This window comes from Streptomyces exfoliatus, from assembly GCF_000725545.1.
Classification (GTDB): domain Bacteria; phylum Actinomycetota; class Actinomycetes; order Streptomycetales; family Streptomycetaceae; genus Streptomyces; species Streptomyces exfoliatus.
On the sequence record NZ_JNZP01000029.1, the window covers coordinates 1 to 21,133 of the forward strand.

General features: G+C 68.7%; 17 protein-coding genes and 4 pseudogenes. 9 read left to right on the forward strand and 12 right to left on the reverse strand.

What is annotated here, in order from left to right:
- Positions 1–285: 285 nt before the first annotated feature.
- Positions 286–519 (reverse strand): hypothetical protein, encoded by a 234-nt coding sequence (locus IO20_RS40405; protein ID WP_030554903.1) that lies wholly within the window; start codon positions 517–519, stop codon positions 286–288.
- Positions 520–829: 310 nt separating this feature from the next.
- Here IO20_RS40405 and IO20_RS40410 point away from each other — a divergent pair, with 310 nt between their 5' ends.
- The 3 genes from IO20_RS40410 (at position 830) to IO20_RS0128245 (ending at position 4,133) form a co-directional block, all read left to right on the forward strand.
- Entirely contained in the window at positions 830–982 is a 153-nt protein-coding gene (locus IO20_RS40410; protein WP_157850812.1) for a hypothetical protein, read from the forward strand.
- A 293-nt stretch (positions 983–1,275) separates the two neighbouring features.
- Complete coding sequence (locus tag IO20_RS0128240) at positions 1,276–2,808, forward strand: hypothetical protein (RefSeq protein WP_157850813.1); 1,533 nt, start codon at positions 1,276–1,278, stop codon at positions 2,806–2,808.
- A gap of 11 nt (positions 2,809–2,819) precedes the next feature.
- Entirely contained in the window at positions 2,820–4,133 is a 1,314-nt protein-coding gene (locus IO20_RS0128245) for a hypothetical protein (protein WP_030554907.1), read from the forward strand.
- A 402-nt stretch (positions 4,134–4,535) separates the two neighbouring features.
- Here the strand turns inward: IO20_RS0128245 and IO20_RS0128250 are convergent, their stop codons facing one another.
- The 6 genes and pseudogenes from IO20_RS0128250 to IO20_RS41595 form a co-directional block, all read right to left on the reverse strand.
- Positions 4,536–5,102 carry a GNAT family N-acetyltransferase gene (locus IO20_RS0128250; RefSeq protein WP_030554909.1) on the reverse strand — a complete coding sequence of 189 codons (567 nt, stop codon included), beginning with the start codon at positions 5,100–5,102 and terminating at the stop codon, positions 4,536–4,538.
- A 77-nt stretch (positions 5,103–5,179) separates the two neighbouring features.
- Positions 5,180–6,121 (reverse strand): MerR family transcriptional regulator, encoded by a 942-nt coding sequence (locus tag IO20_RS0128255; RefSeq protein ID WP_030554911.1) that lies wholly within the window; start codon positions 6,119–6,121, stop codon positions 5,180–5,182.
- Between the two features lie 759 nt (positions 6,122–6,880).
- The gene (locus IO20_RS0128260; protein WP_030554912.1) at positions 6,881–7,291 is read right to left on the reverse strand and encodes an Imm10 family immunity protein; all 411 of its coding nucleotides are present in this window, start codon (positions 7,289–7,291) and stop codon (positions 6,881–6,883) included.
- A 436-nt stretch (positions 7,292–7,727) separates the two neighbouring features.
- Positions 7,728–7,952, reverse strand: coding sequence for a hypothetical protein (locus IO20_RS0128265; protein ID WP_030554914.1), 225 nt, complete (start codon positions 7,950–7,952; stop codon positions 7,728–7,730).
- A gap of 417 nt (positions 7,953–8,369) precedes the next feature.
- Complete coding sequence (locus tag IO20_RS0128270; protein WP_030554916.1) at positions 8,370–8,864, reverse strand: hypothetical protein; 495 nt, start codon at positions 8,862–8,864, stop codon at positions 8,370–8,372.
- A gap of 19 nt (positions 8,865–8,883) precedes the next feature.
- Positions 8,884–9,240, reverse strand: a pseudogene (locus IO20_RS41595) (IS110 family transposase); the annotation flags it as partial.
- A gap of 104 nt (positions 9,241–9,344) precedes the next feature.
- Here IO20_RS41595 and IO20_RS0128275 point away from each other — a divergent pair.
- Positions 9,345–9,929 carry a S1 RNA-binding domain-containing protein gene (locus IO20_RS0128275; RefSeq protein ID WP_037636436.1) on the forward strand — a complete coding sequence of 195 codons (585 nt, stop codon included), beginning with the start codon at positions 9,345–9,347 and terminating at the stop codon, positions 9,927–9,929.
- A 37-nt stretch (positions 9,930–9,966) separates the two neighbouring features.
- Positions 9,967–10,812 (forward strand): annotated as a pseudogene (locus IO20_RS42415) (IS5 family transposase); the annotation flags it as partial.
- A gap of 4 nt (positions 10,813–10,816) precedes the next feature.
- On the opposite strand, the gene IO20_RS0128285 reads toward IO20_RS42415, so the two are convergent.
- Both IO20_RS0128285 and IO20_RS0128290 read right to left on the reverse strand, forming a co-directional pair.
- Positions 10,817–11,251, reverse strand: coding sequence for a hypothetical protein (locus IO20_RS0128285; RefSeq protein WP_030554919.1), 435 nt, complete (start codon positions 11,249–11,251; stop codon positions 10,817–10,819).
- An 81-nt stretch (positions 11,252–11,332) separates the two neighbouring features.
- Positions 11,333–12,220 (reverse strand): annotated as a pseudogene (locus tag IO20_RS0128290) (IS110 family transposase); the annotation flags it as partial.
- A 1,430-nt stretch (positions 12,221–13,650) separates the two neighbouring features.
- Here IO20_RS0128290 and IO20_RS0128295 point away from each other — a divergent pair.
- The gene (locus tag IO20_RS0128295) at positions 13,651–14,331 is read left to right on the forward strand and encodes a restriction endonuclease (RefSeq protein WP_037636440.1); all 681 of its coding nucleotides are present in this window, start codon (positions 13,651–13,653) and stop codon (positions 14,329–14,331) included.
- Positions 14,332–14,604: 273 nt separating this feature from the next.
- On the opposite strand, the gene IO20_RS0128300 is transcribed toward IO20_RS0128295, so the two are convergent.
- A complete protein-coding gene (locus IO20_RS0128300) occupies positions 14,605–14,829 on the reverse strand; it encodes a hypothetical protein (protein WP_157850814.1) in 225 nt (74 codons plus the stop codon).
- Between IO20_RS0128300 and IO20_RS41605 the strand changes: the two are divergent.
- Positions 14,790–15,050, forward strand: a pseudogene (locus IO20_RS41605) (hypothetical protein); the annotation flags it as partial. The gene IO20_RS0128300 and the pseudogene IO20_RS41605 overlap by 40 nt on opposite strands.
- Here IO20_RS41605 and IO20_RS0128305 read toward each other — a convergent pair.
- Positions 15,049–15,603: a tellurite resistance TerB family protein gene (locus IO20_RS0128305; RefSeq protein ID WP_030554926.1), complete on the reverse strand. Its 555-nt coding sequence runs from the start codon at positions 15,601–15,603 to the stop codon at positions 15,049–15,051. The pseudogene IO20_RS41605 and the gene IO20_RS0128305 sit on opposite strands and share 2 nt — an antisense overlap.
- A 1,317-nt stretch (positions 15,604–16,920) precedes the next feature.
- Between IO20_RS0128305 and IO20_RS0128310 the strand changes: the two genes are divergently transcribed.
- Positions 16,921–17,961, forward strand: coding sequence for a YihY/virulence factor BrkB family protein (locus IO20_RS0128310; protein ID WP_030554928.1), 1,041 nt, complete (start codon positions 16,921–16,923; stop codon positions 17,959–17,961).
- A gap of 1,121 nt (positions 17,962–19,082) precedes the next feature.
- Here IO20_RS0128310 and trhA read toward each other — a convergent pair.
- Entirely contained in the window at positions 19,083–19,913 is an 831-nt protein-coding gene (gene trhA, locus IO20_RS0128325; RefSeq protein WP_078946210.1) for a PAQR family membrane homeostasis protein TrhA, read from the reverse strand.
- A 305-nt stretch (positions 19,914–20,218) separates the two neighbouring features.
- On the opposite strand from trhA, the gene IO20_RS36950 reads away from it, so the two are divergent.
- Positions 20,219–21,133, forward strand: a complete 915-nt coding sequence (locus tag IO20_RS36950; protein ID WP_030554930.1) for a DUF1206 domain-containing protein — start codon at positions 20,219–20,221, stop codon at positions 21,131–21,133.

A 21,133-nucleotide genomic window follows, 5' to 3' on the forward strand; every position in this document is an offset into this window, starting at 1 on the left:
AGGCACCAAGGCGTACGCCGTCTCGCACGAGCCAGTCACTCGCAATCGAACACCGAGGTAACGCTCCGCGACGGCTCCCCAAGATCTGTGCCAGAACCCGCTACTGCTCGATAAGCCAGGTAGTCGCCGGTCACCGGCTCAGCAGTCTCCCCCACAGAGATCAACCGGTGACCGACCCATCAGGACGCGATGTGCTGCTGCCGTTTCGCGGCACCCGTTGCTCTTTCAGTTTGCCGTTGTGCCGCTGGTGCGCGACCGGATGGTGAGCGGTGACGATCAGGATGACTACCCGTGCTGCCCTGTGGAGTTGTTCTTCTTGCCGTCGGCGCGGGTGTTGGCGTTGTTGTTCTCGGTCTTCTGCGAGTCGCTGTTTACGGCGGTGTTCAGCAGCGCGATGTCGTCCAGGATGTCGGCGTTGTTGAGGGTGCCGTCCACGGTTCCGGCGTGCGCTGGTACAGCGGCCGTGAGGGCCATGCCGGCGGCGAGCACGGCAGTGGTCAGGATGTTTCGCTTCATCATGATCTCAGCAACGACGACTCCTACCGAAGGTCACAGGGGCTGCTCGATAACGGGGCCCTTGGGGCAGCGTCGGCGCGGAGGCGCCGCCGGGCTGTCCCGTACGCGGTTGCGCGGCGAGCCCGGGCGGCCGCCTGCAGGCCTTCCTGTTCCACGCGCCCCGGCACAGAAGTCCCGGCCTGGTACCGCGCGCACAGCGACTCACTGGTCGGGCAGACCCTACGGCTGCTCGACGCCAAGCCGACCCTCCTCCGACGGTCGAGGCCCCGGCGGCGAAGACGGGTACGCCCCGCGCGGCCCCTGACGGAACATCATGGCCGGCGATCCGCGGGGCTACGCCCAGCGGTGGACGTTCGGTGTGCCCAGCTGGCGGAACGCCTCGTACCTCACCGACACCACGGACGCCCTCCGCCAACTGATCCGGGACATCAAGGCGGGCAAGGCCGACCACCTCCTGGCGGACTAGGCACACCGCCCTACTGCCGGACGGATTGCAGACATACACACTGAGAAGCTCATCATGCGATCCCTCTTACCCCAGCAATAGTCATGCCGGGCGCGTCAGTTCAACACCACGCCGACTCTGAAGTTACGCTCCGTTACCACGGATGTAAGCGAACGCAAAGGGGAATCCGGGTGGAAAATACGGTCGGCGGCCTGGAAAGGCCGGAGAGCCCACCGCGAAGGGGAACGGCGGCGCGGCAGCGGTGCCTGAGTCTGGCCATGGTCCTCACCGCCTGCGCGGCCATGCTCGGCGTCATGACACCGACAGCCAGCGCCGCGCCCAACGTGAAGGTGACGGTCACGCTCGACCGCATCAAGGTGCTGCACAGCTCCGAGGAAGGAGCGTGCGGTTCGATCGACTGGTACGCCAAGGTCTTCATCAACGGCGTGCCGTTCAACAACGAGGACTCCGCGAGCCAGGACGAGCTGGAGGGCCAGGGGGACATCAGCCCCGGCTGGGAGTTCTCCACGGAGGTCGATGTCGCCACCCTCGACCAGAGCACCGGCGTCGCGAAGATCCCCGTCACCATCGAGGTCTGGGACGAAGACGGCGGATTCTGCCTCGGTGACGAACAGTACGACGCGACGCAAGAGGTCGGTAGGGGCATCAACTTCCAGCTGGGCGTCTCCCCGTGCCGGATGTTCTTCGGCGCGGCCGACGGCTTCCCCTGCGGGAACGGACACATCTCTTCCGGTACCGCGACGGACCGGGCCGAAGTGACCTACTCGGTGGCCGTGGACGACCCGGCCAGCGCTCAGGGCCTGCGCATCAGGTGCATGTCCAACCCGGCCGCACCCACCATCGGCACCCCCGTGACGATCACGGCCACAGCGCTCGACGGTGCGCTGATGCCCACCATCGTCGCCGATGAGCTGCAGATCGTGGCCGTACGGAACAGGTCGACCGACTCCGTCAGGTATCCGGTCGCCGACCGCAAGGTGTCCGGGGTGAACAGTACGTCCGTGACGTTCACCCCCAGCGAGGGCGGAGACCTCCTCTACGGTTGCCGGCTGCGCGAGGGAACCACAGGCCTGTTCACCGGCTGGCGTCGCGTGGACACCAACCCGGGCAGCTCGGCAGAGCCCCTGCCGATCTCCTACACCGGCCCCCGCAGCAGCCGCATCGACATCGTATTCGTCGCGGACCGTGACACGTACACGGGCGCCCGCGATCCGCGGTTCCTGGACGACGTCCGCCGGGTCGTCGAAACCTCCTATTACGGGTTCAACGACTTCCTGTCCCGCCAGGACAAGTTCAACTTCTGGATCGCGCGTGCGCAAGGACGGGCCGACGACGCCAACGACGGCGACTGCGACCACGACCTGCCCGCCGGCTGGGACGACGCCTTCGCCTTCGCGGACGCCGGCGCCATCCTCCACCGCAAGAACCAGCGCGACTGCGCCCTTCGGGGCGACCGCATCTTCTCCGGTGTCGTCGACACCGCTGTGCGATCGGACGCCCTCCAGGTCGTCACCCACGAGTCTGGACACCAGCCCTTCGGGCTCGCCGACGAGTACCCCCCGGACGGCGGCTACTTCCAGCAGGACGTCGCACCCAACGTCTACGAGGACATGGCCGGCTGCATCGCCGACGCGCCCGCCCTGGGCCGTGAGGCAACCGCCTGCCGTAGGTGGGAGCGGCCCACCGACTGGTGGCCCGACCCGGACTGGTTCAGCTCCGAACCCGCCCCCAACGATGTGATGTACAACAACACCGGTCCGGCGAACGCCGCCGACATCAGGAGATTCAAACTGATCTTCGACGACTGCGCGTCGGCGAAGTGCTGAGGGAGCCCACGATGCACCGTCGCCTTCACCGCTACCGCTCACTGCTCGCGATGATCACCATGGTCGTTCTCACCCTGCTGATCGCCCCGCTGCACGGCTCCGCCGTCTCCACCCGACTCGACGACCCCGATCCGGCGACCATCCCGTTGCCCGTCCTCGACGACGACGACCCGGCAAAGGCGGTCGTCGCCCGGGTCACGTTCACCAGCCGCACCCAGGCCACCGTCGACCGCACGTCGGTCAGCCTCCAGCGCGCCCACACGCACATCGGTGATCCGCCGATCCTGAAGCTCAGCCTCACCGACGTGGACGGCCAGGTCATCGACCGTATGAACGCCTGGAGCCCGCTGTGGGTGTACTCCCACGGCGACCGGGAGCGGGTGGACGTCAAGAGTTCCGGGGCGGGCAGCTTCATCGTGCCGTTCTCGCCCGCACTCTCCACCATGACCATCAGCGACACGGCACTGAACAGGGACGTCGTCACCGTCGACGTCAAACCCGCCATCCGTGCCTTCTGCGTGGCACACCCCGGTGACCCCGACTGCCTGGAGAGCGACTTGTCGGTCGACTCCGTGGAGCCGCGGGCCCCGCTCTTCGCCGTCCTCGGCAAACCCGTCACCGTCATCGTCGGCAGCACGATCTCCAACGCCGGCCCGGACGGCCCCACCGACGCGCGCGTGGAACGTACGGTCACCGCCGGAACCGGCGTGACCGTCACCCCCACCGCCCCCGAGACCACCGAGGTCGCACTGGCCGTGGGCTCTCCCCGGCGACTGGAGAAGACGTACACCGTCACCTGCACCCAACCCGGGGCGCGGACCCTGGACTTCACCACGGCGGTGGCACCCGAGCGCGCCTCCGTGATCGACCCCCAGGAGGCCAACAACCGACGCACCACCCGGCTGACCGTGGACTGCGCCGTCCCGGTGACCATCAACATCCAGCCGGGCAGCGCCCGCAATCCGGTCAACCTCAACGGCAGCATCCTTCCGGTGGCCGCGCTGACCACGAGGGCGGGCGAGTACGGGAACCCGCTTGCCTTCGACGCGACCGCGATCAACTCCGCCTCGCTGCGCTTCGGGTCCCCGAGCGTGCTGCTGCTCGGCGGCGGGGTTCCGGAGCCCCACGGCAGGATCCATCCGGCGAATTCCCTGGAACCGGACGAGGTCACGCGTGACCGCGACCTGGACGCCATCCTGCACTTCCAGCCACGGAGCGACGCCCTGGCCCCGACGGATACGAGCGCCTGCGTCCTCGGGCGGTTCGCCGGCCCGAGCGGACCGCTCAGCTTCTATGGCTGCGACAGGGTCACGATCGTGTCGTAGAGCGCGTTCCTTCTCCACTGCGGCGGCGGCCTGTGCCCGTGGCCGTCGCACGGACCGGATCGGCGGCTGATGCCGCCGATCCGGTCCTGCAAGGGAAAGGGCCCGTCATAAGGGGCGTGGCCGCGCGGCAGCTGATGCACTCGGCGGCTCGCCGCGTTGCGGACCGGCGGGTTCGTCCGCGAGGGTGCCGCCCTGGGACGGAACGCCAGGGAAGCGAGTCGCCTGTCAGCCAGGATCCGGTCAACCCGGTGACCGGCCCGGCCAGCGGGATCAAGGTCAACGCACCCACCCCGTCGCCCTGGTCCGGGCTGGCGCCCACTTCGAACGCGGCCACCTCGTTGTGCACCCCGAGACCCTCGCCGCACAGGCGGCCTCAAACGATCCGCAGACGTCGAGTGGACCTCAGACATCCATGCGCCGTATGTGCAGATGGCCATCGAGAGGGAAGCTGGGGGGCGCTGCGGGCAGAACTCTGTCGAACTCGTACCGGCTCTTCTGGGCAACGCGGCACGACGCGAGGTTGTCCTCCTGATGAAGGAGTTCGAGACGTTGCAGCCCGGCGGCCCCGAAGGTGTCGAAGGCCCAGCCGGTGAGAACCTCTAGAGCGCGGGGGGCCACGCCACGCCCGCGAGCGTGCGCCGCGGTCCAGTAGCCCACCTCGGCCACCGGTCTGCCGGGGGCGGCTTCCTTGAGGACCACGCTGCCCACCAACTGTTCGCGAACTGACCCGGGTTGCACCTCAAGGACGGCGAAGCCGAACCGGTCCACTGCTGCCCAGCCCCGCTGCTGGGCCTGCACCCACCGTGCCCCGTCAGCATCGTTGTCCACGACAGAGCTCGCCCACTGGCGCAATGCGGGATCCCGGCTCACCTCGACCAGTGCGGCAACGTCCTCCATCCGCCAGGGGCGAAGAACGAGAGCGGGAGCAGACGGCGTCGCTCCCGCCTGCAGTATGACGGGGGCATTCACAAACCGATCACGTGCGGCGGCGTTTCCACCCGACGCCAGCCGCCTCCGGCCCATGCCGCCTTGCGACCGCCCCGTCATTACTGTGTCCGGAAGCGCAGAGCCTGGACGGACCATTCGAACACTGGAGCCAGGCTCTCCGGGGCCGGCCAGCCGTTGACCACTGCGAGCAGCTGGAGGTATCGCTCTCTGCGGGGGTCGTTCACGCTCTCCAGGCGAGTCACCAGCCGGCGGCGAAGCTCGATGTCGGCGGGGATACCGAGGAGGTGCGCGTAGTGATCCGTGAGCGCCGCGACGATCGGATCGGCCTGGGGCGAGGCCGGGTCGATGCCGGCGGTCAGGGCAGGGCCGGCCTGGTCACGGACGGTTGCGGCAATGTCGCGGCGCGGGCCCGTGGTGTCGCTGCGGGCCTGCTCGGCTGCCTGATCCTCGGCCGTCCGCCGCACGCTGGCTCGAAAATCCGGATCCTCGGAGATTTCGGCCAATTCCACCCACGCCTGGACCTGCTCCGCCTCCGGGTTGTCGGGCAGCTCGGGGGTCATCGAGCGCATGACCCCCGCGAATGCGCGGGCGGCGTCGCCGCTGAGACCGCCGAAGACGGCGTCGAGGAAATCGCCGATCAGACGTCGGCGTTCGTCCTCGGAGAGCTGGGCAAGTCTGTGCATGAGATCCGTCTCCTCGGGGGTGGACCCGCGTTTGGCCACCGTCATCAGCACCGCGCGGCGCAGGCGCAAAGTGCTGATCTGCACTGCCAGTGCTTCGGCGTGCGCCGCGGCGACCTCGGGAAACGAGAGCTCCCGGTCCAGGACCTTCCGGATCGTGGGAAGGTCCAGTCCCAGTTCGCGCAGGGTTCGCACAAGGTCCAGGCGTGCAGCGGCATCTATGTTGTAAAGGCGGTAGCCAGCCGGGCTGCGGTCAGTCGGCGCCACGATCCCGCGATCGGAGTAGAACCGGATGGTCTTGACCGTGAGACCGGTCCGCTGGGCCAGCTCGCCGATCGAGTAGAGCGTGTCGTGGTGCATGCCCCCACCTTCGGGTCTCCCCCTAGTGGAGACTCAAGCCCATCCGTCTGCCGACAGCCAACCACTCCTTGTCCACAGGTCTTGACTATTGATCCCGCACAGGGCCTCCTCGATCCCTCCGGGGCTCCGCTGCGTCTCCCCCAGACGGTTCGAGGGAACGAACGGGCGGCTCCGATTGAGGCCACTGGCCCTCACACGCCGTCGTACGGCGTGCACGAGGATGTCGGCTACAGGTCGAACTGGATGAGCTCGATGCGCCCTGGCCCCCGAGGGGCGCGGCGCGCCTCGCGGGTACGTATGCCTGAGTGCGGGCCGGCCGGTGGGCGAGCGTGCGGGCGTTGGGACGCGCTCTTCTGGTCTCGGGTCCGGTGTCGGCGGGGGCGTTGAGGCCGAACTGGACAGCGGCCAGGGTGGTTACGGGTTACCGGTTACAGGCCCAAGAGAGTCGCTCCTGACCGCTCTGAACAGCGCGAACCGGAGTCCTCACCAGCCTGTAACCGGTAACCCGTAACCATCCCGCAGACGGCTAGGCGGCGGCTGTCGCTGATCAGGACCGCCATCCGGACCGGCACGGGCACCGGAATCGCACCGGAATCGCACCGGCGCGTGACCGGCCGGACGGGCGAGGGGACCGGTTTCTTCGACGGCATGGTTTGGCCCCACCAGAACGGTTTCGAGTGGTCTCACTTTTGGGCTATTCGGGTGATCGGCTCAAGCAGTGTCGGGGAGGAACGGTTCGGGCTGGCCCCACCCCTCTCGTCAGACTCCCAGCCTCGTGGGCACGGCGTCCGCCCGCCCGTGGGCGAGCACCTGGGCAAGGATCTCGCGGAACCGAGCCACGTCCTCGGCCGGCGCCTCCAGGACGGCCTCGATCTCGCCCTCGTCCAGCCGAAGGCTCTCTAGCGCCTCGGGATCCAGCGAGATGCGGAGGACGTTGCCGTCCAGGACGGCTTCGCGCACGCATCCGTAGGCCGTCCCCTGGCCAGCAGTGACGAGACAGTGCGTGTCCATTCCCAGCGCGGCCTCCTGGTCGTCGGGCTCTTCCTCACCCCCCATGAACATCATGATGAAGCCGCTGCCGTCCTCGCCCTCCGCGAGGGCGGCCTCGACGAAGTAGCCGTCAGGATCGATCTCCGTGGTGGCGACGCGAGCGGTGAATCGGTACGTCATGACGAGGTTGTATCAAGGCGGTCAGACAGGGCGTCCAGGAGGGGCGTCGACGTCATCACAGCCAAGGTGGGGCCACTCCAAACCGTTCCTCAGCAGGGGCCAGACGACGCCGTCGCAGCGGGGCCAAAAGAGACCGTCCTAGACAGGACCGGCTTCTTGCCGGTGCCCCGCCGGTGCGATTCCGGTCCCCATGCCAGTGCTGCACATCGGGCTACAGGTCGAAGGCGCCGCCTCTGCACGTACCAACGGCGGTGCCGCCCTGCTGCTCGCGCACGGCGAGGAAGACCGTTCTCGCCCAGTTGGGCAAGCACCCGCCCGGCCTGGTGCCGGCGCACGGTGAGAAGGGTGGGGGCGGACCGGCGGTACTGCTCCCAGAGCGCGTCTGGGCGCCGGGCCTCACCCACGCACGCCATATCGGCGCGGGCTGGAGCCGACCCTACGACAGCGGCGCGGACGCGGTCCCGGGATTCGCCGGACCGCCGCCGAGACGGCGCCGGGCGGGCCGGGGCTCCGACCGCCCGGCGAGCACGGGGCCGGGCTCCGCGGTCCAGTCGCCGGCAGCGGCCCGCTCGGCGGCCGTCATCGCCCGCGGATCGCGGGCGGCCGGCTCGGGAAGATCGGTGCGGCCGGGTCCCAGGGGACGGCGTCGTGCGGTACTCACCGTCCCAGTCTCCCCCGCGCCTTGGGGCCGCCGACCGGAGCAGCCGATGTGTCTCTGCACGGCCCTGCCCCGATGCCTCCGGGCCGTCATCCGGGTATCACCAGTGACGGCCGGGCCCGGTCCGATGACGGCCTCATGACGGCTCCGTGACAGGGCGGGGGACGGCTCCTCGGAGCGCGGGCCGGCCTGCTGTGGCAGGCCGCTGCGGTGCCGGGCGGTGACTTCCTTCCTTCCCTTTCCCGGCGAAAGCCTCATTCACGGGCGCACGGGAACGGGAGCCGACCTTCCGTGAGGGAAGGAAGGAAAGAAGGAAACCGCGCGGTGTAGGCGGCCCGTACACGGCGGGCGCGGACGGCCCCCGTCCAGACCTCTGCCGGCGCCCAGAGGCCAGCTGAGCGCGGAGGCCGGGCGGATGGGTTACCAGAGGCCAAAGAACCGTGTCCACCAGGTGGGCCGCCTTGCGAGGTGCTCCAGCGCGCTGGGGCCCTCGTAGTCTCTCTCCAACAGTTCCTCGGGGACACTCACGTAGCCGAGGTCGGCCAGCGCCCGCTCCACGGTCGCGAGGTCGCCGAGGTCCAGCACCCCCTCCTCGCGGGCCTCGTCCGTGCCGAGGAAGGCCCCCGGATTGTCGGCGCAGACCTCGGCGAGGGAACCGAACTTGCTCACGCAGACCACGATCCGCGTCCCGCAGACCGTCGCGTCCGCAGGCACGTGGACGCGCCCGTACTCGCTGGAGTCCTGGCTGTCCCGCTCGGACTCGCACGAGGCCCCGAAGTCTGCTTCGAGCCGACGCACCAGCCCGCCGAACTTGAGGCCGGTCGCAGCGTGGTCGTAGTGCCGAGGCCGTTCCAACCGCTCCGGGTCATCAAGTTCGCGCAGCAGGGCCAGCAGTTCCGTCTCGCTCTTCGCCATCCGCACATCCTGCCGCCCGTCAGGCAGGAGTGGAGAGACAGGGCCGTCCTAGCCACGCAGTAGCTGTCGCTGCTGCCTGGGGCTCTGAGGGAAAGGCGATTGCTTCATCGAATGGGACACGTACCAGGAGACAGTGGTGGAGCTGGCCGAGCATCCGGTTGAACAGGTGCCGCAGGGCCTGCATGTGCCAGTCCCCTCCTGCCCAGCGGCGCCGGTAGTGGGAGTCCGCGCCGCTTGAACCGCTGAGGGAGGCGAAGGCCCACAGGTGGCCGACGTGGTTGAGCCGGTTGTTCTTCACGAACCGGCGACCGACGTAGCGGCGTTTACGGGAGGCCCGCGTGATCGGGGCCGAGCCGGCGTACGCCTCTAGGACTTGTCCGGCCGATCATGGTCCCGGCTATTGAGGCGTGGCGGGGGCTGCAGATCGGCAGTTCGTCGAGGGCATGGTCGGCCCACGATGTCGTATGCCAGGGTGGCGGTATGGATTGGCAGTCTGAGAGCCCGGAACTCTGGGCGTTCCTGGAGTCCCTGCACCGCGGCGACATTCTGTCCGGCACCGTCGCGGCGATCGAACGGTTCGGGGTTTTCGTGGCCCTGGACGACGGGCCTGCCCATCCCACCCTGCCCGGTGTCGGGTTCATCGTCATCCCCGAACTGTCCTGGCGGCACATCGACGCTCCCACCGATGTCGTTCAGGTAGGCCAGCGGGTCTCGTGCGAGTTCCTCCAGTTCGACACCTACAACCTGGAGGCCAGACTGTCCTTGAAGGCACTGGAGCCCGACCCGCTCCGGGCTTTCGCCGACCGCACAGCGGTGGGCCAGGAACTCCGCGGGACGGTGGAGAAGACGGTTTCCATCGGCGTCTTTGTCGACCTCGGGGACGGGATCGTCGGGCTGGTCCCCTCCAGAGAAACCTACGGTCGGCCCGCGGTGAGTCCGGTGGAAGAATTCGAGGTCGGAGAGGAGATTGCCGTCGTCGTCACGGAAATCGAGCTGCCAGCCCGCCGGATCGTCCTTTCCCGACCGGAGTGTGACCGGCACGAAGGTGTCGTGCCGGTCACGTGACGGCCGGCGTGTCCGAGCCGTTGATGTGGGCATGGGGCGGGATCACCGGCAGGTGACCGACGGGATTCTGCACCGAGTGCGGACCGGGGTGCAGTGGCGTGACTGCCCGTACGATTCGGGCCGTGGAAGACCGTCTACGAATGCCATCGCCTGTGGTCGGCCGACGGCACCTGGGAACGTCTGCTCCAGCGGGTCCAGGCCGCGGCTGACGCCGCGGGCGAGATCGACTGGCAAATCTCGGTCGACTCCACCATCGTCCGTGCACATCAGCATGCGGCCGGTGCCCGCACTGACCCGCCTCCGGCCCCGGGAGGAAAGGGGGCCACAGTGATGGAACACCAGGACGAGACGCCGCGGCAGAGTCTCGTCGCCCGCCTGGTGGAGGTGGTGCTGGAGGCGAGGGTCTGGGCCGCTCGCGCGGCGGGTTCACCAGCAAGCTCCATCTGAGCGCGGACGGCCGCTGCCGCCCGCTGTCCCTCATCGTCACTCCAGGTCAGCGGGCGGACTGCACCCCGTTCAAGCCGGTCCTGGAGAAGATTCGGGTGCCCAGATCTGGCCTGGGCAGGCCGCGCAAGAAGCCGGACAGCCTTGCGGCCGACAGGGCTTACAGCAACGGACCGATCCGTGAGTACCTGCGACGGCGGGGACTCCGCCACACCATCCCGGTGAAGACCGACAGCCAGGCGGCCCGCTGCGCAAAGGCGCACGCGGTGGACGGCCGCCCGGCTTCGATGAGGACCGTTACAAGAAGCGCAACACCGTCGAGCGGGCAATCAACCGTCTGAAGCAGTCCCGAGCGGTCGCCACTCGCTACGACAAGCGCGGCTACGTCTTCCTCGGCACCGCCACCGCGGCAGCCGTCGCGATCTGGCTCCGAACATGAACTCCTACGCAACCCAGCAGTAGACGCCCTGGCTCTGGCGCCGGGCACTGCTGATGAGAGCAGCCAGATCCCCCACGATCGCGTCCGCGATCTCCGCGCCGATGACCTCGCCGTCCTCCGCACGCAGCTGAGTCCACGAGGCGGCGAGGTCACTCAACCTAGAGTGCGTGGCGTCCGAGAGCGCAGCGGACAGGCGAGGCGAGATCGCGAAGACGACGCATCCGTCGTTGTCCTGGCCGGCGACGATGCGAGGCTCCCCGCCCTCGACGAGTTCCTCGAAGCTGCCGCCGACCAGAAGGCATTCCCACTCCAGCACGGCTTCTTCGGGATCGAAGTTGCCGAAGGAGAGCGACTCGAATACCCGTCCCGGCCCGGTCTGGAGGGCCAGGCTCGCTGACGTGTCGTCCGGCGCCACGAAAAACTTCACGATGTTGCTCACCCGGGCATCATGCCCGACAGCCCGCATCCATGATCGGCCGGACAAACCCTAGCCCTCCAGCCGTGGCGAACCGGCTCCGATGATCTCGCCCAGAATGCGGGCACCGACCTGGGGGCCGATCCTGGGGAAGCTCAGCATGATCGCCGCGTCCGGGTGTGACCGAAAGGCATCCTCGGCGGCCCGCGCCAGGTCATCGACCGCCTCGCAGGCGGCGTCGAGCTGCAGGAGAAGGGCTCGTGCCTGCGTGCCCATGGCGTCTTCGACAAGGGGCAGCTGCCGAGGGGCTTCTTGACGGAAGAGCTGCTGGATTCGTTCCGCGTCCGCTTCGATGCCGCGGCGGCGGCCAGCTCGACGGAGCATGGCGGTCAGCTTCCACATCTGCAGCTTGGCGGCCAGGGCGGGTGTGGGCGCGACGGCGAGGACGCGGCGGGCATCGGGGCGGGTCAGGGTTCCCGGCTTGTCCCTGAACGCCTCGATCATCGCCGGGAAGCACTCCCTGAGCAGGGACCGTAGCTGATTGGCTACCTGCTGCCGGCTCCAGACCGCGTCCTGCTGTGCGCGGGCCAGGACGGCGACGTCCTGGGCCAGATCGGTATCGGCAGGCAGCGACCGGTGCATCGGCTCGTCAGTGCGGATGATGTTCGCCAGGACCAGGGCGTCGCCTGGGTCCGACTTCTTGCGGCTGACTCCGTGCCGGTCGCGGTAGCGGGAGGCGGCCATCGGGTTGACCGCGTAGATCTTCCGGGGACCCTGCCGCAGTGTGGCGACCAGCAGGCCGCGGCTGGTCTCGATGGCCCCCGGGATCGGAGCCTCCGCAGTGTCGCCGTGCTCGGCCAGGAGGTCGAGGAGCAGCCGGTAGCCGTCCAGGTCGTCGTTGATGCGGCACTTGGCCAGCAGCTTGCCGGTGTCATCGACGAGCGCGATGTCGTGGTGTCCGTCCGCCCAGTCGATCCCGCAGAACACGTCCATGTATCCCACCCCTTCGCCGGTGCCGTTCTCAAAGGCGAGCACGCGGGGCCGCACGGCGCACTAATTCCAGGGCTCCAAGGCCCGCCACCTCATCAGCCGTGCGCGGCACCGCCGGACCGCACGGGCGCATGCCGTGTCCAGAGCTCGAAGCTCGTGAGGAGAAACCCGTCACCGTGCGGCAGCTCATCCATCGAGGATCCCGAACCCGACGAGCCCGTGCGGGCAGAACGTGCGAGGACCGGCCGGCGCCCAGCGCCACCAGTCTTTAATAAGACCTCGCACGGTCGGAGGTGTCGTAGGGGTCACCACGGCACCGACCGGACCACACACGTCCTGCCCCGGGCTGGACAACCGCCCCGGGCCCCTCAGAGATCCAGAACCTCTCATTACTAACGAATTAGAGGTGTCGGCACGCGGATCCGGCTTGCCCACGAGGCCTGACCAGAGGGAACGCTCTTGATCACGAAAGTGTGGGTCCCACCTCCGGTGCAACCCCTATTGCACCTCTGCAGACAACGGTGGGGACACCCTTCGGTACAACACTCACCCAGGTCGAAGGAGAACGTCCGCCCGCCATGCGGCCACGCCAGAGTCAACCGGCGGCCACAGGACGGTGAGTCCGTGATCGCGTACGCCCCGAAGATGCACATCGTCCCCTCGAGCCACTGCTTGGCTCTGCGGGCACCCGAGAAACCCTTCAACTGGGCATCTTCACCAACCACCACGGAGGTAGCTCAGTGCGACCGAGTGATCACGAATAGCCCGAACAGGCCAATCTTCAGATCGGCATACCAAGCCACTGAAACCCAGAAGGAGTGCAGCCTCGCCTTGAAGAGAAGGCGCAGAGGGCGCCTTCAGAACCGCACAGAAGCGGTCGGCATCAACCCCCGCGCACCCAGCCCGCCGCCTCCTTTTGTGCAGCTAACCGAGGCAGCGCCGCCGACGACAAGATCACTTTCGGCTTGATTCAAGTGACGCACTGTCAGCGGGCGCTCTACATTGGTCGGTCGCGTGGGAGAGCGCGTCGTCGATCGGGGAGGGCTGTCGGTTTTGCCGTTCATCAAGGGGTATCTCAGGCGGGACGGGACATCGGTGCGGTCTCATTGGCGGGCGCCGGCGGGGACGAGCAAGCAGACAGCGCTGGCTATCGGGATCGTGGCGGCCGTGTTCGTGTTCGGGGCCTCGTCGGGCACTTCCGCCAGCGGTGCAGCGGGGACGGAGCGGTTACCCGCACCACGGCCAACCTCGGGGGTGGCCTATCCGATCAAGTTCCCCGGCTGGGACAGGCCGGCGCCTTCTCCGGCACCGACGGTCTCCTATCCGATCCGGTGGCCGGGGTGGGACAAGCCCGCTCCCCGTCCCCGGCCGACGGTCTCCTACCCGATCAAGTGGGAGCGCGACGGGAGCGGGAGGTGAGTCGGCGTCGGCCTGTGCGGCGTCGTACGAGCAGGCGGCGCTCGAGCAAGGCCTCGGGCAACGAGCAGCTGGTCCTGGTGGTCGGTGGTCTGGTGGTGGCGTGGATGCTGCTCATGGGCGTGGTGCGTTTCATGGCCGCCCATCCGTGGGTGCCGGTCCTCGTGGTGCTGCTTGTGGGCGGGGCCATGGCGAGCTGGATGGTCCAGCGGCAGCGTGCGGCACGGTGGGAACGAGTCAGGTCCCAGGGGCTGCGTTATGCGCTGGCGCAGCTGGACGCTTTGCATCACCGGCAGTTCGAGCACGCGGTGCGGGACCTGATGCGGCGCGATGGGTGCGCGGACGCGGTGCAGGTCGGTGGTGCCGGGGACAACGGCGCGGATGTGAAGGCGACCGACCCGTATGGGCGGCGTTGGGTGATTCAGTGCAAGCACCGTAAGGCCGGTCTGGCCGGCTCCGCGGTGGGTACGCCGGATCTGCAGGTACTCAACGGCACCGGTCGGCCGGTACACAAGGGCGACGTCGTCGTCCTCGTCACCAACGGCAGGTTCTCCAAACCGGCACTCGAGTTCGCCCGCTCCCAGCGTCTGCATCTGGTCGACCGCACCGTCCTTGCCCAATGGGCCGGCGGCTCCAGACCCCTGTGGGAACTTCTGCAGGCCATCCCCCCGCCCCGCCGGCCCACCCCCCTGTCCTGACACGCGTCCCTATGCCACAACCCCTAGCCCCCGGACAGGCGACGCCAGAGGCTGTATCGGTAGGACTACGGCCTCTTGACCCGTAAGTGGTCGAGGTGGCCGCGGCCATGCGATGCAAGGCGGTCAAGGGGTGCCCTCCTCAGATCCAGACGGGCGGACGGCTGCCGCGCGGGGCTGTCACGCGGGGTGCTGTCCCGCCGGGGCCGGCGGCGAGGTTTCGGGCTCTCGGCGCGGGTCAGCCCGCGTGACAGAGGGCGCGACAGGATCGTCGAATCATCGCAGGGCCACGACCAGGGCGACGGTAGCGATGAGGGCGTCGGCCCAGGTGCCGCAGGCGGCCAGCGGCTTGGCCAGCCGCGGGTGGCGGTCGGTCAGGTAACCGATCGCGCCCAGGAACAGGATGTCGGTGATGACCAGGAGCAGGACAACGAGCAGGACAACGAGCAGGGCGAGCGTGGACACGGCAGGCGTGGCGGGCGGTGGGGCATCGGGCGTCAACGGGGGCGGTCTGCTCGCTGGAGAACGACCCCGTGCTCAACGAGCTGGGAGTACGGACCACTACCAACCCGATCCAGCTCGCCCTGTGGGCCGGGTCAGGGCCCGTCATCTTCGCCACCTATGCCTCACTGGTCGACCGGCACGACCGGGACGACCCACAGGACCCGACGGGCCAGCGGAAGGTACATGGCCGCGCGTTTCTTCGCCGAGGTCAGCGGGTCAGATGCCGAACTCCGCCGCCGGCAGGCCAAGCGCAGCGCACGCCTCGCGGATGATCTGCTCCTCGGCAGGCTCGATAAAGCCGTCCGCACCCGCGACCACGATGCCGGTCTGGATGACAGCCCGTGCCTCGGTCGGCTTCTTCGCCACCTTGACGACCTCCTGAAGCACCGCCGCCTTGCCCATGACGAAGCCAGCCGAGAGCTGGTCGACGTTCTTGTTGAAACGCTGGCGGAGCTGGTCGGCGGGGAAGTTCTGAAGGACGTCGTTGGTGAGGATGAGCGACTCGACGTACTGGCGCTCGGCCGGATCGACCCGTCCGTCAGCGGCGGCCACCAACGCGCACATGGCCATGCTGGCGTCCCTAAAGGCGCCGCTCTTCAGCTCCGTCTTCAGCGACGTGAGCTGCGACTTCAGCGCGCTCACGAGTTCGGCCCTGGAACCGCCCCCGGACCGTGCGCCGGACGGCCCATGGCCGCCGGAGCCGCCGCGCACCCCTTGGGCCTGCTGCAGACCTCTGGTCGCCTGGTCCTTGATCCGATCCCACATCGCCACTCGTGCCACCTCAGCTTCTGCCACGTCGTCCCTCGTTGGACACGCATCATCGTGCACCACCCGGCTAACGCCTTCCACACACTCTGAAGTTCCACCACCACGACTGACACAACGCCCTCAGCCCACATGCCACCCACCGCAGGCACAGGCCGGAACGGCGCAACGCGAAGACGACCGAGACGGAAGACCGGGCAGGACCGGCGCCCCGCCGAGGAAGCCGAGCACCGCCAGGACGAGCCCGAGGCCCAGAACCACAGACCCGAAAAACAGCACCGGGGCGAGGACCAGACCGCACCGCACAGACGCCATCCGCCCTACCCCGGAAACGACACCACCCTTCACCGGCCGAACGACACCTGCCATGAGGAACCGCCCAGCACAGACAGCACCGCACCTCACCGCCGCTCAAGATCGGCTAGGCGCTTACGCTCGGCCGCCTCACCTCGTAGTCCGCTCTCGTGGACGATTTCTGAGAGCTGCTCCACACGAGCCGCTCCGTGCTGTCGACCCGTTCGGACCCATGATGGGGATGGCCGCCACGAAGGTCGAACCGCAGCCGATCGAGGGCGTGTAGTCGTACCGGGGGACCCTGACCAAGGAGTACGTCTTCGCCCCGTCAAGTTCCTTGGTCCGTCGGATCGTGCTTGCTTCGGTCCTTCTCCTGGACCGCTCGGAACTCGACCCTCCCCCCTGAGCTGTGATCGTGAAGTGCGGAAGAGGGGCCTTTCCGATGTCGAGGTACTGGGGGGGACTGGGATTACGCCCGGAACGTTACTGCCGAGAGCTACGCGCGGCGCGTGTCGCAGGCCCACTTGTCGGCTTCAGGCTTCCAGGAGGCGGCGTCGGAGTGCTGTCGAGGAGGGCACTTGCACGATCCCGGACCACCGCTCAGCGCGATCCTGGTCGGCGAGCGCCCCGTCCTCCGCATCACCGGTGATCCCCGGTGCCCAAGCACACTGGACGCTGACCTGCTCCGGCGGCACCTCAATGTCTGCGGCTGGGTCGGGGACACCCCGCGTGGACGACCACTGCGCCCTCGTCCACGCCCACGTCCACGTCCACGCCCACAACGGCGGGTACGACTCGCGGTCGTGTGCGGCAAGAGCGCGCCCACCGGCACCTCCAGCGTCACACATTCCACAGGCGGTTGGAGGGCACGCAGCGGGCCGCCCTTGGCGGCCCTGCGGGGCGAGAAGCTGCCCCCGATGCCTGGCGGGGAATCGGGGGGGCAGGAGTGCGATTGTGCGAGCAACCCGCCCAGGCCGCCCGGCCTCCGATCGGTGCATGGGATGGGCTGCGTGCGGAAAGCCGCCATGTATGACACGTACACCGAAACCGGAGCACGGCGGGGACCGCGAGCCCACTGGGAGCGGGACTGGCCGCGTAGGTCCCGATGAATGGGTTGAGGAGCGGGCGCCGGATCGGCCGTCGCAGATGCCGAAGGGGTCGTGGATGGCGGTGCTGCGCGGCACACTGAAGGAGTTCAAAGACGACGAGCTGGCCGATCGGGCCGCTGCCCTGACCTACTACGGCGTGCTGGCGCTCTTCCCGGCCCTCCTGGTGCTGGTGTCGCTGCTGGGTATCGCCGGCGAGTCCGCGACCAAGCAGGTCTTGGACAACCTACAGAAGCTGACCCCCGGCTCCGCACGGGACGTGATCAGCAACGCGGTACAGCAGCTCCAGGGCAACAGCGGTGTCGGATCCCTGATGGCCCTCGTCGGCCTGGCGGTGGCGATCTGGTCCGCCTCGGGCTACGTGGCTGCGTTCATCCGTACCTCGAACGCTGTGTACGACATGCCCGAGGGCCGCCCGGTCTGGAAGGTATTGCCGCTGCGCCTGGCGCTGACGATCACGCTGATGGTCCTTGCGGTCGCCAGCGCCCTGATCGTGGTCTTCAGTGGCGGCCTGGCCCGGCAGGCGGGCGCCGCGCTCGGCGTGGGTGACACGGCGATGACGGTGTGGTCGATCGCCAAGTGGCCTGTCCTCGTCCTGCTCGTAACGATCATGATCGCGATTCTGTACTGGGCTGCCCCGAACGCCAAAGGCCGCGGATTCAAATGGATCACCCCCGGGAGTTTCCTGGCGCTGGTGATCTGGATGGTCGCCTCGGCCGGCTTCGCCTTCTACGTCGCGCACTTCGGCTCGTACAACAAGACGTACGGCACTCTCACAGGCGTCATCATCTTCCTGATCTGGCTGTGGATCACGAACCTGGCGATCCTCCTGGGCCTGGAGTTCGACGCCGAGATGGTCCGACAGCGCGCCATCGCCGGCGGGCACCCCGAGGACGAGGAGCCCTACGTCGAGCCCCGGGACACTCGGAAGTGGAGTGATGAAGACCGCCGCCGCATGGAGTGAGCCCTGTGTGGGGCGGCCGCGGGCGGGCAAGCCGCGAAGCATGGAAATCCTGGCGTCCCTGCGTAGCGATGACCATTGGCTGACCGAACGGGCTGCCGCGTGGAACTCCGCGTGGGCCCGCCGACTGTTGCGGCCGGTCGAGAAAGCCGCCGAGCACACGAAACTGTGGTGGGCAGCCGCCGTGATCGTGGCGCCGGGCGGCGGCTGGACCGCAAGGCCGCCGTTGCTGGGGCCACCGCCATGGCGGTGACGGAGCTGATGGCCTGGGCGCAGCCGCCCTGGTCCGGGCGACGCCTCGCCCCGTTGTCCGCCTCATGGGATGACCACAAGCCGCTGCGGTTTGAAGGGCGCGGGGTAGGCGGACGAGTGCCTGGGTGCGGCCATGTGGGACCGGGAGAACACTGGGAGTGAGCCCAAAGGAGGGCCCGCAGGTGCTGAGCGCGCCTGCGGGCCCTCGTCGCGTTCCCCGTGAACACGGGGAACGCGACGTCCTGCCGGGTCCGTCGGTGGCTCGGCGGCGTTGGCAAGGGCACAGCCGAGATCCTCACGGGGTCGTACGCGTCTAGGTGGGTCGTACACGTGGAAGGTGCTCGTGGACTGGGACATGCGCCGGGCTGTGATCGCGCGGGGGTCGTTCCGCGGGCGCGGTCGCGCAGGATGCGTCCGGTTCTTCCCGCCGAGGATCCGGCAGACCATGGTCTCCTCCATCGCGGCGAGTGCGCCGACCGTGTAGAGCCCATACCGCTCGAGTGCTGCGGCCTGGGCCGGGCCGATGCCGTGCAGCGCCTTGACCGGGAGGGGGCCATGAATGCCTCGACGGCGCGGTGGTCGGGCAAGTGCAGGACCCCGGAGCTGCCGACGTGGGCGGAAGCGGTCGCCCTTCGCCCAGGTGTCGGCTACGCCGATGCTGTACCTGCTCTCCACCGGAGTCCGGAGTGCTGCTTCTCGTCGTCGCCGTGCTGTACCTGCTGGTGCGCTCGATACGGCACTCGCGCCGAGGCCGGCCCACCGCGTTCTGACGGTGGGGGCGGCCCACCACGTCTCGTGGGAGTGGCCCACCGGCCCACGCGCAGTCCTCCGGGTGGCCGGCGAGTGGGTGAGGCGGCCCACACCTTGAGCGCTCAGTGAGCGGCGAGAAGGATGGCGATGTAGTGGGCGGTGAAGGCTGCCACTGTCAGTGTGTGGAAAACCTCATGGAAGCCGAACCAGCGGGGTGAGGGGTTGGGGCGCTGGAGGGCGTAGACGACCGCGCCCGCGCTGTAGAGAAGCCCGCCGATCACGACCAGGGAGACTACGGCCGCCCCGCCGCTGTGCAGGAAGTCGGGCAGGTATCGCACGGGCGCCCAGCCCAAGGCCAGGTAGCAGGGGGTGTACAGCCAGCGGGGAGCTCCGACCCACAGGACACGGAAGGCGATGCCGACCAGCGCGCCTGCCCACACGATCCATAGCAGGAGGGTCCACTGGCCCGGGGAGAGCAGGAGAACAGCCAGCGGAGTACACGTGCCGGCGATGATCAGGAAGATGTTGGCGTGGTCGAGGCGGCGCAGAACGGCCTCACCGAGGGGTCCCCAGGTGCCGAGGTGGTAGACGGCGCTGGTCCCGAACAGCAGCCAGGCCGTGACGGAGTACACGGTGCAGGCCAACACGGCCTGTGGCGTCCCTGCCAGGCAGACGAGGACGATGCCCGCTGCCAGCGACGTGGGGACCATGCCGGCGTGAAGCCAGCCGCGCAGCCTCGGCTTGATCGGGTCCACCAGATCGGCTGCCCGCTCGACCAGATCGGCCACCGGGCGGGAGTCCTCGGCGGCCCCGTCTCGCTGCGGTCCCGAAGAATGGCCGATCGAGTCGCGGCCCTTGACCGTCGGCGGGGAAGGGACACTGCGGGCTTCGGCGTCGTCTCGGGACACTGCTTCCCCTCCCGGATCGGACTGCTGGGCGTCACGGGCAGCCATGTGCACATGGTAGGAACCCGACCGTGACGGGAGCCCGAGGTCCCCCTTCATCGCGTAGCCGGTTCCGTCACCCTACGATCCCGACGGTCTGGAGAAGAGCGAGCCGGCCACGTAGCCGTCGCCCCGCAGGCTGGTTTCGAGGACACTTGTAGACGGGCACATACGGGCTCCGATCCCCCGGAGTGATCCGGGTCCGTGGGCGCGGGACGGTCCGCGTGGGGGTGGTGACTTCCGTCCCGGACTCGCGGCGCCCGCCCCGACAGAGGGTGCGCTGTTCATGGGGTCCGGCACAGGAGGTGCCAGATATGGAGCACAGTCAGGACAGTCTGGCTCAGCCCAAGTCGCGGGGGCGGCGTGTGGCCGACAGCCGTGCGGTGGAGGTCGCGTCCAGGGTCGGGCTCTGTGCCCGGGGAGTGATCTACGTGCTGGTGGGAATTCTGGCCGTGCGGATCGGCCTCGGCAGCGACAGCGGCCAGGAGGCCGACCGGTCCGGAGCAGTGGGGACGCTCGGCGAGCAGCCGTTCGGCCGGGCTCTGCTGTGGGCGCTGGTGGTGGGGCTGGCGGCGATGACGCTGTGGCGGCTGTGCGAGGCGGCGTTCGGGCAGACGGTGGAGGGCGGGGAGAAGTGGTCTCGCCGTCTGGGTTCTATGGGGATGGCGGTTTTCTACGCCGTGATCTGTGTCGGCGTGGTGCAGACGGCGCTGGTAGGCGGTTCCGCCGGGGGCCGCCCCGGTGACGAGACGTCGAAGGAGTACACCGCCAGGGTGCTGGAGTGGCCGGGCGGCCGGGTGATCGTCGGCGTGTTCGGAGCCGTGCTGATCGTCGTGGGCGTGGTGATCCTGGTGCGCAGCGTGATGAGGAAGTTCGAGAAGAACCTCCGTATGGAGGAGATGCGCCCGGCGACGCGGCGGGTCGTCGCGTTCCTGGGCATCGTCGGCGGGGTGGCGTGTGGCGTGGTCGCGGCGGGGGCCGGCCTGTCCGTCCTGCTGGCCGCGGTGCGATACGACCCCGGCCAGGCCAAAGGCCTGGACGAGACCTTGCGTTCGTTCGCCGCGACCCCCGCAGGGCCCGCCCTGCTGATCGCCGCCGCCGTGGGCCTCCTGCTGTTCGGCCTGTACTCGTTCTGCGAAGCCCGCTGGCGCAAGGCCGCCGAGCACAGGACTCCGAAGGAACAGCCGGCCGGGGCTACAGGTTCGGGGACACGCCCCGGTGCGCCCTAG

Bases quoted from the DNA above. Each gene is read 5' to 3' on its own strand.
- IO20_RS40405 (WP_030554903.1), bottom strand. From the start codon at position 519: ATGATGAAGCGAAACATCCTGACCACTGCCGTGCTCGCCGCCGGCATG.
- IO20_RS40410 (WP_157850812.1), top strand. From the start codon at position 830: ATGGCCGGCGATCCGCGGGGCTACGCCCAGCGGTGGACGTTCGGTGTG.
- IO20_RS0128240 (WP_157850813.1), top strand. From the start codon at position 1,276: ATGACACCGACAGCCAGCGCCGCGCCCAACGTGAAGGTGACGGTCACG.
- IO20_RS0128245 (WP_030554907.1), top strand. From the start codon at position 2,820: ATGCACCGTCGCCTTCACCGCTACCGCTCACTGCTCGCGATGATCACC.
- IO20_RS0128255 (WP_030554911.1), bottom strand. From the start codon at position 6,121: ATGCACCACGACACGCTCTACTCGATCGGCGAGCTGGCCCAGCGGACC.
- IO20_RS0128260 (WP_030554912.1), bottom strand. From the start codon at position 7,291: ATGACGTACCGATTCACCGCTCGCGTCGCCACCACGGAGATCGATCCT.
- IO20_RS0128270 (WP_030554916.1), bottom strand. From the start codon at position 8,864: ATGGCGAAGAGCGAGACGGAACTGCTGGCCCTGCTGCGCGAACTTGAT.
- IO20_RS0128275 (WP_037636436.1), top strand. From the start codon at position 9,345: ATGGATTGGCAGTCTGAGAGCCCGGAACTCTGGGCGTTCCTGGAGTCC.
- IO20_RS0128310 (WP_030554928.1), top strand. From the start codon at position 16,921: ATGACACGTACACCGAAACCGGAGCACGGCGGGGACCGCGAGCCCACT.
- trhA (WP_078946210.1), bottom strand. From the start codon at position 19,913: ATGGCTGCCCGTGACGCCCAGCAGTCCGATCCGGGAGGGGAAGCAGTG.
- IO20_RS36950 (WP_030554930.1), top strand. From the start codon at position 20,219: ATGGAGCACAGTCAGGACAGTCTGGCTCAGCCCAAGTCGCGGGGGCGG.